General features: G+C 31.1%; 5 protein-coding genes, 2 tRNA genes and 3 rRNA genes. 8 read left to right on the top strand and 2 right to left on the bottom strand.

The window, feature by feature from the left end; all coding sequences use genetic code 4:
• Nucleotides 1-3: 3 nt before the first annotated feature.
• A complete protein-coding gene (locus D500_RS00340; protein WP_008362889.1) occupies nt 4-2,736 on the top strand; it encodes a PhnE/PtxC family ABC transporter permease in 2,733 nt (910 codons plus the stop codon).
• Nucleotides 2,737-2,768: 32 nt separating this feature from the next.
• On the opposite strand, the gene D500_RS00335 is transcribed toward D500_RS00340, so the two are convergent.
• Nucleotides 2,769-4,835 carry a ComEC/Rec2 family competence protein gene (locus tag D500_RS00335; protein WP_008362885.1) on the bottom strand — a complete coding sequence of 689 codons (2,067 nt, stop codon included), beginning with the start codon at nt 4,833-4,835 and terminating at the stop codon, nt 2,769-2,771.
• A 211-nt stretch (nt 4,836-5,046) separates the two neighbouring features.
• Between D500_RS00335 and D500_RS00330 the strand changes: the two genes are divergently transcribed.
• From D500_RS00330 to trxA, 7 genes are all read left to right on the top strand, one after another.
• Nucleotides 5,047-5,122, top strand: a tRNA-Lys gene (locus D500_RS00330).
• A gap of 2 nt (nt 5,123-5,124) precedes the next feature.
• Nucleotides 5,125-5,208, top strand: a tRNA-Leu gene (locus D500_RS00325).
• A gap of 282 nt (nt 5,209-5,490) precedes the next feature.
• Nucleotides 5,491-7,013 (top strand): 16S ribosomal RNA (locus D500_RS00320).
• 230 nt (nt 7,014-7,243) lie between these two features.
• Nucleotides 7,244-10,155: ribosomal RNA gene (locus D500_RS00315) — 23S ribosomal RNA — on the top strand.
• Nucleotides 10,156-10,217: 62 nt separating this feature from the next.
• Nucleotides 10,218-10,326, top strand: a 5S ribosomal RNA gene (gene rrf, locus D500_RS00310).
• Together the 16S, 23S and 5S rRNA genes with 2 tRNA genes alongside form the textbook arrangement of a ribosomal RNA operon.
• A 114-nt stretch (nt 10,327-10,440) precedes the next feature.
• Nucleotides 10,441-11,283: a Cof-type HAD-IIB family hydrolase gene (locus D500_RS00305; protein WP_008363181.1), complete on the top strand. Its 843-nt coding sequence runs from the start codon at nt 10,441-10,443 to the stop codon at nt 11,281-11,283.
• Between the two features lie 11 nt (nt 11,284-11,294).
• Nucleotides 11,295-11,603: a thioredoxin gene (gene trxA / locus D500_RS00300; protein WP_008363184.1), complete on the top strand. Its 309-nt coding sequence runs from the start codon at nt 11,295-11,297 to the stop codon at nt 11,601-11,603.
• 84 nt (nt 11,604-11,687) lie between these two features.
• Here the strand turns inward: trxA and lysS are convergent, their stop codons facing one another.
• On the bottom strand, nt 11,688-13,190 hold the full coding sequence (lysS, locus tag D500_RS00295) for a lysine--tRNA ligase (protein ID WP_008363186.1): 1,503 nt from the start codon (nt 13,188-13,190) through the stop codon (nt 11,688-11,690).
• Nucleotide 13,191 lies beyond the last annotated feature (1 nt).

Raw genomic sequence — 13,191 nt, 5'->3', positions numbered from 1 at the left:
ATTATGCTTAATAGAAAAATAATTAAAGACAGAAATTTATTTAAAATAGATAATCATTATACAAAACCACCTAAAAGAGTTTTTGCAATTAGTTTTACTATTGGAATAATAATTTTTGTAATTTTAGGTTTTGCTTTAGCTGAAGAAAGATGAGACGAGTTTTTTGGAAATTTTGATAAACTAACTAATCTTTTTGGTGATTTTTTTAAATGAGATTTTAATGATTGAACACAAAAACACGGGTTGCCAAATTCTTTTTTAGAAACTAGTTTTTATAATCTAGGACAAACAATTAAACTTGCTTTTGTTGGTACTTTTTTAGGAATTATTCTATGTCTTCCTTTTTCAGTACTAGCATCAAGAAGTATTGTTTCAAATAGATATGTAAATAACATTTCTAGAGGATTTTTAGCAATCTTTAGAACAATTCCAAGTTTTGCAATGGCTATGATTATAGCTGGTTATTTTTTAACAGGTTATGGATCATCAGTAATCGGAATTATCTTCTTTTCATTTTCAGTAGCAGGTAAATTGTTTTATGAAAAAATAGAACAAATTGATACAAAAGTATTTACAACAATGCAAGCTACTGGAGCTAATAAATTTCAGTCATTTAAAAAAGCTGTGCTTCCACAAATCTCAACTAATTTACTTTCAATTTCTTTATATACTTTAGAAACTAATATTCGTTACTTTTCAGTTATTGCTATTGTTACTGGGTTAGATAGTTATGGAGATTTAATTAGATCAACTTTAGATTCTTCTGAATTTAATAAATCAGGATTCTTACTAACAATTTTTGCTATAACTATTCTATTAATTGAATTATTTATCTTTTTAATTAGAAATTACATAATCGAAGAAAAAGACTTTTTATTAGAAAAAAAACTAATAAATAAAATTCAAAAACCTTATAAAAACATTGATAGACTAAGTAATGTTCAATTTTATATTAATTACATTCTTACAAAACAAATCAATGAAAAAATAGCAAACACAACTGATATAAAAGAACTTGAAGTTTTAAAATTACAAAAGAAAAAATTAATATATGAGTTTAAAAAACAATATAAACTTGATGTTAAAAACGATAAAGAAAAATACAAAAAATTATTTAAAGAAAATAAAGAAAGTTTATTTGTAAAAGTTGATTTTGTAGATCATTTAGTTAGAATCGATAAAATCACTAAAACTAAAATTGCAAATGAATGTTTAATTGTTAGAGAACAAATCAAAGCTCAAGTTGAAAATACAATAAAAATTGAAACTGAAAAATTCAAAAAAACACTAACACCTGAATCAGTGTTAAAAAAGATGCCAAAAACATATATTAAAAGAATTGTGTTTTTTGCAATTATTCTATTCTTATTTATTTTCTTGATTAAAGATGTTAATTTTTCATTAGCAAGTGGTTCATCAGTTAAATTAGCAAATGAAAAGGTTTTAGGTATTTTAAATATTAACTGAGAATCTTTATATTATGCTAATCCACTTAGTTCAACAAACAAAACAGCTCAATCATATTCAGTTATGTATATTCTTTGAGAAACTTTAACAATCGCTATTTTAGGTACAGTAATTGGAGCAGTTTTTGCTTACATACTAGGATTATTAAGTTCATCAAAAATAGTTCATCCAATTATTGCAAAACCAATTTTATGTTTAACTACTTTAATTAGAGCAATTCCAACTTATATGTATGCTTATATCTTTGTTTTTGCAGTTGGTATAGGTCCATTTGCTGGATCATTAGCTTTAGCTGTTGGAACAATTGGAATGCTTACAAAATACTATAGAGAAGTTTATGAAACAATTAACTTTAAAATAGTTAACCAATTAAAAGCTTTAGGATTAAATAAATTTCAAGTGTTTAGATATGGAATATTTTCTCAAACTCAAAATGAAATAATTTCTTATATTATTTATCGTTTTGAAATTAACTTTAAAGAAGTTGCAACTTTAGGAGTAGTTGGAGCTGGAACTTTAGGAAAACTTATAAAAGGTTATTTTGAAGAAGGTTTGTATTCTGAATTTGGTGCTTTAGTATTTGGATTAATTATTTTTACTTTAATTGTTGAAAGTATTTCAAATACATTAAGAGTAAAGTTTTTAGAAAATAAAAATCCTAGATGAATTGATTGACTAATTAATAAATATCAACACTATTGTTTTGCAACTTACAAAGCTACTTTAAAACTATTTAAAAAAGAACAAACTATGAACTATCAACAAGCCAATGCTTTTAATAGTTATGTAAAAAGTAAAATAAGTTTAGATAAGTTAGACGATAAACATATCTCTAAAAAAGTTATCTTTTTAAAAAATCTAAATATTGATATTGACTATAATGATAAAACTTTAGTTAATCAAAAATATAAAGAGCTAATTAAAATACATAAACAATATATTAAAGAGTTTAAAAATAATAGAAAATTATTAGTTAATAACATTAATAATCAATCTAAGAATTATTTAAAAACTGCTAAAACTAATTATTTAAACTCTAAACTTGAACTAGACACACAACTAGTTGATTTAAAAAATGAAATTAAAAGTTTAGAATCACAACTTAAAACTCAAACTGATTCAAATAAATTAAACCAATTATTAGAAGATCAAAAAGCTAAATTAATAAGTATAAAAGATTTATTAAAATCACTAAAAAAAGATTATAAAAAAACTGTTTTATTTACTAAACAAACTAGAATTATCAAACTTTGAAATTTAGATTATTAATAAAAAACCTGGGTTATTTAAAAATCCAGGTTTTATTTTTCAAATCAAAAACTATTAGTTAAAAAATTATAAAAAGTATTTCCATCAGTTTGACTGATAAAATATTTAACATTATATTTGTATAAGGTTTCTAGAGTTTGGATTCTTGGGAAATTATAAGTTCTTTTATTTCCTGAAATTAATCCATATTTAGGTTTTATTAAATTAATAAATTCATTAGTTGAACTAGTATTAGAACCGTGATGTGGTACTTGTAAAATATCTATTGGTTTTAAATTAATTACGTACTTAAAATAATCATTATTTACTAAAAGATTTTCAGCTTTTTTTTCAACATCTCCTGTAAATAAAATTCTTATGTTTCTATATTCAAATAAATAAACTAAAGATTTATCATTTTCATTTTCTAAGTTATTTCAAAAAAAGTACATATTTACATTAGAAATACTTTTAAAAGGTAAGAAATTATTATAAGTTATTGTTTCATATACTTTGATATTTTTTTTAATAGCATCAATTCCATTATAATGATCAGCATGATTATGAGAAACAATAATTAAATCAACATGATTAATTCCAAAATATTTTAAAAACTCATAACCTAAGTTTTTAGAAAAACCTTTTCCAACTCCACAATCATTTATAATTGTTGTGTTTTTAAACTTGTCGTGAAAAACAAAACAGTTACCGTTTCCTACATTTAGCATTACTAAAAACACACTAGGTTTAATTAACCAACTAACTAAATAACTTAATAAAAGAATAACTAATAAATTAATTCAACTTAATATTGATTTAAAGTTATATTTAATAATAATTAAAATTGCTAAATAAACTAATATTAATAAGCCTACATTAACATAACCAATATTAAAATTAAAATTAATTGTTTTAATAAACTCAAATAACTTAATTAATAAATTAGTTAAATAATTATGATCAAATCAAACTCATATAAAAATACTAAAATATAAAAAACTAAATAAAGGTCTTAAAATAATTAATAAACTTTGAACAACAATACTAAAACTATAAAAATAAAAGATCTGTATTGGAATAAAATAAAAAGTAAAAATTAATGATCTAAATATTAAATCTATAAACTTATTTTTAAATATTTGATCATAATAAAACATAAAACTAATAATTACAAAAATAACTGCACTAGATGTTAAAAAACTAGGAGTAATTGCAAAACAAACTAGTAAAGTAATAAACCTTTTAAAAACTAACAAGCTTGATTTTTTAAAATACTTAAAATATAAACTAACTATAAAAAAGATAACTATTCTTAAACTAGCATAAGAAAAATTAGATAAATAAGATAATAAAAATACTATTAAATAAAATAAATAAGTAATAACATTTGTTCATTTATACTTAGCATTTAATTTATAAAAAAACTTAGTAAAAAAACTAATATTATAACTACTAATAACTACTAAAAATCCTAAATTAAGATCTTTTATTAATTCACCTAACTTAGTAGATCTATCAATTGTTTCAAATAAAAACATACTAGCAAGTTTATTTGTATAAAAATAATTAGTAATAAACAAATTACTTCTAATACCATTACTTATTTTTTCTACTTTATAATTAGTTAGTTCAAAATCTATAAATTGTTTATTTAAATAATTAAAAAAGTCAAATTGATAAAAACTAGTGTTACTTTCTAGTTTGTTAAATACTCCAGATATTTGTATAGTTTGGTCTAATAAAAAATTATTATTAAAGTCATTTATATAGAACTTAATGTTTTTATATTGTAAAATTGCATAGTTAGTTTTTTTATCAATTACTTTACTTATTAAAGTTTTGTTATTTAAATAAGTTAAATCAGTTTGTTTAAATCAAAACATATAGATTACAAATATTAAATTAATTGATATAAAGATTAAAACTATTGTTAAAGTATTTTTATAATTTAAAATAATAGTTAAACTAAAAAAGAAAATAGCTAGAATTAAATAATTAATATTTTTACTTAGTATAAAACTAGTACTCATACAAATACTTAATAATAAAAACAATAAAAAATAATGTTTTAAAATTAAGAAGTTATAAAAATCAATAATAAATAACTTTGTAGCTTTCATATCTAATCCTCATTTTGGTATTAGAAAAAATGAATCTAAAAAGTACTATTTTTTAAAAATTTCTTAACTTATTTGTTTAAAAAAGCTAATTTTATTAATTTTTATTATTTTTTAACTAAAGTTAATTTTTTTTATTTAATATATAAATAAATTCTTAATTAGTTTAATTGAAATTAAAATATAAGAATGCTATTATTATATAGGCAATTGTGACTCGTTAGCTCAGCAGGTAGAGCAACTGGCTTTTAACCAGTGGGTCCGGGGTTCGAATCCCCGACGAGTCACCATTGGGGAATTGGCGGAATTGGCAGACGCACTAGACTTAGGATCTAGCGTCTTTGACGTAAGGGTTCAAGTCCCTTATTCCCCACCATTATTTTGAAAACAACCAGATATTTCTGGTTTTTTATTTGAAAAATCAACAATTGATTTTAAAAAATAAAAAAGTTAAAAAAAGAGTAGTTAATTATTGCAAAAAAATTTAAATAATTATATACTCTATATTGTATGACTAAGATATAAATATCTTAGCGATGACGATCTTTGAAAACTAAATAGAATAATTATTGTACAAATCTTGTCAAAAGATTTATTTGAGTAATAAAAAAACTTATAACAATAAAAATAGTCAGAATCGCTTTTATTTAACAATTTTTAAAATGAGAGTTTGATCCTGGCTCAGGATAAACGCTGGCGGCATGCCTAATACATGCAAGTCGAACGGAAGTGCTTGCACTTCAGTGGCGAACGGGTGAGTAACACGTATCTAACCTACCTTATAGCGGGGGATAACTTTTGGAAACGAAAGATAATACCGCATGTAGATCTTATTATCGCATGAGAAAAGATCAAAAGAACCGTTTGGTTCACTATGAGATGGGGATGCGGCGTATTAGCTAGTAGGTGAGATAATAGCCCACCTAGGCGATGATACGTAGCCGAACTGAGAGGTTGATCGGCCACATTGGGACTGAGATACGGCCCAGACTCCTACGGGAGGCAGCAGTAGGGAATTTTTCACAATGGACGAAAGTCTGATGAAGCAATGCCGCGTGAGTGATGACGGCCTTCGGGTTGTAAAGCTCTGTTGTAAGGGAAGAAAAAATAAAGTAGGAAATGACTTTATCTTGACAGTACCTTACCAGAAAGCCACGGCTAACTATGTGCCAGCAGCCGCGGTAATACATAGGTGGCAAGCGTTATCCGGATTTATTGGGCGTATAGGGTGCGTAGGCGGTTTAGCAAGTTTGAGGTTAAAGTCCGGAGCTCAACTCCGGTTCGCCTTGAAAACTGTTTTACTAGAATGCAAGAGAGGTAAGCGGAATTCCATGTGTAGCGGTGAAATGCGTAGATATATGGAAGAACACCTGTGGCGAAAGCGGCTTACTGGCTTGTTATTGACGCTGAGGCACGAAAGCGTGGGGAGCAAATAGGATTAGATACCCTAGTAGTCCACGCCGTAAACGATGAGTACTAAGTGTTGGGGAAACTCAGCGCTGCAGCTAACGCATTAAGTACTCCGCCTGAGTAGTATGCTCGCAAGAGTGAAACTCAAAGGAATTGACGGGGACCCGCACAAGTGGTGGAGCATGTGGTTTAATTCGAAGCAACACGAAGAACCTTACCAGGGCTTGACATCCAGTGCAAAGCTATAGAAATATAGTAGAGGTTAACATTGAGACAGGTGGTGCATGGTTGTCGTCAGTTCGTGCCGTGAGGTGTTGGGTTAAGTCCCGCAACGAACGCAACCCTTGTCGTTAGTTACTAACATTAAGTTGAGAACTCTAACGAGACTGCTAGTGTAAGCTAGAGGAAGGTGGGGATGACGTCAAATCATCATGCCCCTTATGTCCTGGGCTACACACGTGCTACAATGGCTGGTACAAAGAGTTGCAATCCTGTGAAGGGGAGCTAATCTCAAAAAACCAGTCTCAGTTCGGATTGAAGTCTGCAACTCGACTTCATGAAGCCGGAATCACTAGTAATCGCGAATCAGCTATGTCGCGGTGAATACGTTCTCGGGTCTTGTACACACCGCCCGTCACACCATGAGAGTTGGTAATACCAGAAGTAGGTAGCTTAACCGCAAGGAGAGCGCTTCCTAAGGTAGGACTAGCGATTGGGGTGAAGTCGTAACAAGGTATCCGTACGGGAACGTGCGGATGGATCACCTCCTTTCTATGGAGATATTTATTATACTGACTATTTAATTCTATTTAGTTTTCAGAGATCGTCAAACATCTCTAAAAATAGATTGTTCTTTGAAAACTGAATATTAGATGAAATGCAATTTTCTGATTATAACAACATATTTATAATTAGATAATTATTACGATTTTTTTTATTTCGTAATGACATCAAAACAATTAACTAAAATTAATTGAGTTACAAATTGCTAGAAAGATTTTCTAAAAAATAGTAAGAGCATATGGTGAATGCCTTGGAAAATGGAGCCGAAGAAGGACGTGACTACCTGCGATAAGTCTGGGGGAGCTGGAAGTGAGCTTCGATCCCGGAATTTCCGAATGGGGAAACCTAATATGATTTATCTCATATTGTCTATAAGTGAATACATAGCTTATATGAAGGGAACCTAGGGAACTGAAACATCTTAGTACCTAGAGGAAAAGAAAATAATAATGATTCTGTTAGTAGCGGCGAGCGAACGCGGAACAGGCCAAACCATCCTACGGGGTGGGGTTGTAGGACTTTTGTTCGAGTTAGAAAATCATTATATAATAGAAGCTACTGGGAAGTAGCGCCATAGAGGGTGATAGCCCCGTATATGAAATGTAATGATCTCAAAGAAGTATCCTGAGTACGGCGAAACACGTGAAATTTTGTCGGAATCTGCCAAGACCACTTGGTAAGCCTAAATACTACCATTTTACCGATAGTGAACCAGTACCGTGAGGGAAAGGTGAAAAGCACCCCGAAAGGGGAGTGAAATAGTCCCTGAAACCATATGCTTACAAGAAGGTAGAGCCCGTTAATGGGTGATACCGTGCTTTTTGTAGAAAGAGCCGGCGAGTTACTATTGCATGCAAGGTTAAGTTGATATAAATGGAGCCGTAGTGAAAGCGAGCCTTAATAGGGCGTTTAGTATGCAGTAGTAGACACGAAACCAGGTGATCTAGCCATGAGCAGGTTGAAGTTAGGGTAAAACCTAATGGAGGACCGAACCAGTATTCGTTGAAAAGACTTTGGATGACTTGTGGCTAGCGGTGAAATTCCAATCGAACCTGGAGATAGCTAGTTCTCCCCGATATATCTTTAAGGATAGCGTTGTGTGAATTGTTATGGAGGTAGAGCACTGAATCTATGATGGCTGCACCTAGCGGTACTGATTAGAATTAAACTCCGAATGCCATAATTTGTGCACAGCAGTCAGAACATGGGTGATAAGGTCCATGCTCGTGAGGGAAACAGCCCAGATCGTCAGCTAAGGTCCCTAAGTGTAAACTAAGTGTGTAAGGATGTGGAACTGCACAGACAGCTAGGATGTTGGCTTAGAAGCAGCCATCATTTAAAGAGTGCGTAACAGCTCACTAGTCGAGTGATTCTGCGCCGAAAATGTACCGGGGCTTAAGTTTACCACCGAAGCTACGGATTGTATGTAAATACAGTGGTAGGGGAGCGTTCTAAATACAATGAAGTCAGACTGTAAAGACTGGTGGAGTGTTTAGAAGTGATTATGCCGGCATGAGTAACGTTTGGAAGTGAGAATCTTCCATGCCGTTTGACCAAGGTTTCCTGGGCAAGGTTCGTCCACCCAGGGTTAGTCAGGACCTAAGGCGAGGCTGACAAGCGTAGTCGATGGACAACAGGTTGATATTCCTGTACCAGTTAATTAGTGATGGAGTGACGAAGAAGGATAGTATATCCCGGGTGCTGGATGTCCCGGGCTAAGCACAAAGATGGCAATGTTGGCAAATCCGCATTGTATTAACATTGAAGTGTGAAAATAGGGGAGTGAACGGTTCGCCTAGTAACGAAGTATATGACTCCATGCTTCCAAGAAAAGCTTCTAACTTAATAATTAACTGCCTGTACCTAGAACGAACACACGTGGTCAAGGAGAAAATCCTAAGGCAAGCGAGATAACTGTAGCTAAGGAACTCTGCAAAATAACTCCGTAACTTCGGAAGAAGGAGTGCTCATCTATGATGAGCCGCAGTGAAGAGGGAGGGGCAACTGTTTAACAAAAACACAGCTCTCTGCTAAGTCGCAAGACGATGTATAGGGGGTGACACCTGCCCAGTGCCGGAAGGTTAAAAGGAGAAGTCAGCGCAAGCGAAGCTTTGAATTGAAGCCCCGGTGAACGGCGGCCGTAACTATAACGGTCCTAAGGTAGCGAAATTCCTTGTCAGGTAAATTCTGACCCGCACGAAAGGTGTAATGATCCCTTCGCTGTCTCGGCTGCAGACTCGGTGAAATTTTAGTACCGGTGAAGATGCCGGTTACCCGCAACTAGACGGAAAGACCCCGTGGAGCTTTACTATAACTTGATATTGAAATTTGGTATGACGTGTAGAGGATAGGTGGGAGACTATGAGACTAGGACGCTAGTTCTAGAGGAGTCAACCTTGGAATACCACCCTCGTTATATTGGATTTCTAACTTGGATCTATTATCTAGATTAAGGACAGTGTCTGGTGGGTAGTTTGACTGGGGCGGTCGCCTCCCAAAAAGTAACGGAGGCGCTCAAAGGTATCCTCAGTATGGTTGGAAATCATACATAGAGCGCAAAGGTAGAAGGATGCTTAACTGCGAGACTTACAAGTCGAACAGATACGAAAGTAGGACTTAGTGATCCGGCGGTCCCGTGTGGAAGGGCCGTCGCTCAACGGATAAAAGTTACCCCGGGGATAACAGGCTTATCTCCCCCAAGAGTTCACATCGACGGGGAGGTTTGGCACCTCGATGTCGGCTCATCGCATCCTGGAGCTGTAGTCGGTTCCAAGGGTTGGGCTGTTCGCCCATTAAAGCGGTACGCGAGCTGGGTTCAGAACGTCGTGAGACAGTTTGGTCCCTATCTGTTGTGGGCGTTGGAAAATTGAAAAGAGCTGTTCCTAGTACGAGAGGACCGGAATGGATGCACCCCTGGTGCTCCTGTTGTCACGCCAGTGGCACAGCAGGGTAGCTATGTGCAGAAAGGATAATCGCTGAAGGCATCTAAGCGAGAAGCCTCCTTTAAGATGAATTTTCCCATTCTTTTAGATGTAAGATCCCATGTAGACCACATGGTTGATAGGATGGATGTGTAAGTGCTGTGAGGCATTAAGCTAACCATTACTAATAGATCGAGTGAATTTTAGAAAATGCAATTTTAACTACATTTCAAGCTAATAATCAGTTTTCAAAGAACAATCAAAAAAACAATCTGGTGGTTATAGCATAGAGGTCACACCTGTTCCCATGCCGAACACAGAAGTTAAGCTCTATTACGGTGAAGATATTACTTATGTGAGAAAATAGCAAGCTGCCAGTTTTAAGAACCCTAGTGGTTCTTTTTTAATATATACTTGAAATAAGATTAAAATACTATAGAATATTTATTTAGTAATTTCTAGGTATAATTATTAAAAAGCAAAGGAGGAATAAAATGGATAAGAAAAATATTATTATTTTTTCAGACTTAGATGGTACATTATTACATGATGATTACATTTTTTCACCAAAGACTATCGAAGTTGTTGAAAAATTATACAACCAAGGAATATATTTAGTTCCAATCACTGCTAGAACAATTAAAGATTTAAAACAAAAAGCTAGCTTATTACAAATTGATAAGTTTAAAGGAATTATTGTTGCAAGTAATGGTGCTCAAATTTATGATTATAAAACTGATAGACTTATTTTTGATCAAACATTACCTAAAGAATTTATTAAAGAAATGTTTAATAGATATCATAATAAATTCTTTGCTAAGATGATTTTTTATTCTCCAAATTGTTGCTATGTTTTTGCTGAAGGTAAAAATAGTAAATATTGAGCTCATCAAGTAATGGGATTAAAATACATTTCAGTTGATTCTCCAGATCAAATTGATGAACCAATAACTCATTTTTATATAGTTACAAATAGTAAAGCTACACCAGAAGAAAATCTTAATGAATATAAATATTTAATGAACAATTATTCAGATAGTTATAAAGTAGATAGTTATAACAATAGGGTGTTTGATATTTCAGTTAAAGGTGTAGATAAAGGTTGTGGAGTAGCTCAAGTAATGAAATACTTAAATCTTGATGAAAAAACTACTCACTCATATGGATTTGGTGATGGGCCAAACGATTTTTCATTATTAAAAGCTTGTACAACAGGTGTTGCGATGAAAAATGGAATAATTGAATTAAAAGAAATAGCAGATGATATTACTGATTACACAAATGATAAAGATGGTGTTGCAAGATATATTTGTGATAAAATTTTAAGTGTAGACTAGGAGATATTATAATGGCAGATATAATTAAAATTACTTCAAAAGAACAATTTGATAACGAAATCAAAGAAGGAAAAGTACTTGTAGATTTTAATGCTACTTGATGTGGACCTTGCAAAATGTTAGCCCCAATTTTACACGATTTTGCAAAAAAAGTTGATGGTGTTAAAATTCTAGATGTTGATGTTGATTTGAATCGTCAAGTTGCTGAAGAATTTAGAATAATGTCAATTCCTACATTAATAACTTTTGATAATGGAAATCAAGTAAATAAACACATAGGATTTGCTACTCCTGACCAATTAAAAAAATTAATTGATTAATATTAAGCCAACTATTTTAACAGTTGGTTTTTTTATTATTAAATTTATACAAATAAAAAAGTAGAACATTTTAGTTCTACTTAATTATTCTCTTGGTTTCATTTGTGGGAATAATAATACATCTTTAATTGATTCAGAATTAGTTAAAAGCATTACTAATCTATCTATTCCAATACCAATTCCAGCAGTTGGTGGCATTGCGTGTTCTAAAGCTTCAATAAAGTCAATATCCATATCATTAGCTTCATCATTACCTTTAGACTCTTCTTCAATTTGAGCTTTAAATCTTTCGTATTGATCAATTGGATCATTTAACTCACTAAACGCATTAGCATATTCTCTTCCAATAATAAATAATTCAAATCTATCAGTAAATCTTGGATCTTTTGGATTAGATTTTGCAAGTGGTGAGATTTCTTTTGGATGACCATAAACAAATGTTGGTTCAACGATAGTTGATTCAACAAATTCTTCATAAAATAAATTAATTATATAGCCAACTGTTTCTTGGTGTTTTTCAACATGAATTTTATGTTTTTTAGCAAGTTCTAAAGCTTGTTGTACAGTCATTTCTTGTCAAAAATCAACACCTGTAACTTGTTTGATACCATCTACCATATGTAATCTTTTAAATGGTTTTGATAAATCAATTTTTACATTATTATATTCAATTATTGAACTTGAATTAACTGCAGCATTACATACTCTAAAGATTTCTTCTGTTAGATCCATTAAAAAGAACATATCTTCATAAGCAACATATAACTCGATACTTGTAAATTCAGGATTATGTCTAGTACTCATACCTTCATTTCTAAAAATACGACCTATTTCATAAACCCCTTCAAATCCACCAACAATTAAACGTTTTAAGTGTAATTCAGTAGCTATTCTTAAATAAACATCAGTATCTAAAACATTATAATGAGTAATAAATGGTTTTGCTGTAGCTCCACCTCTTAGTGAGTGTAAAATAGGAGTTTCAACTTCCATATAACCTTTATTATCTAAAAAGTTTTGTAAAGTTCTTATAATTTTAGTTCTAGCTTGAAATGTTTTTCTAACATCATGATTCATAATTAGATCAACATATCTTCTACGGTATTTTTCTTCTATATCTTGAATTCCAGCATGTTTATCTGGTAATGGTCTTAAAGCTTTAGATAATAAAACAACTTCTTTACATCTAATTGAAAGTTCACCATGATCAGTTCTCATCATGATTCCTTTAACTCCAATAATATCTCCAAGATCTAGATTTCTAAAATCTTCAAAAGCTTCTTGTCCTATTTCATCTAATCTTACATATAATTGAATACTTGAATCTTGATCATCAATATTAACAAAAGCAGCTTTCTTCCCAGCTTCTCTATATAATTTAATTCTTCCAGCAACAACTACTTGTTCTTGATTTAAATTTAATAAATCTTCTTTACTATAATCTTTGTATTGTTCATTTAGTTTTAATAATGTAGTGTTTCTTTTTCAATTTGTAATTTTATATGGATCTTTATTTTGTTCAACTAAACTTTTATGTTTATTTCTTCTGACTAACTCTTGTTCACTAAATTTTCTATCATCTAACATA

The organism is Mycoplasma feriruminatoris, assembly GCF_000327395.2.
Classification (GTDB): Bacteria; Bacillota_I; Bacilli_A; order Mycoplasmatales; family Mycoplasmataceae; genus Mycoplasma; species Mycoplasma feriruminatoris.
This window is presented reverse-complemented; position numbering and strand designations above follow the sequence as displayed.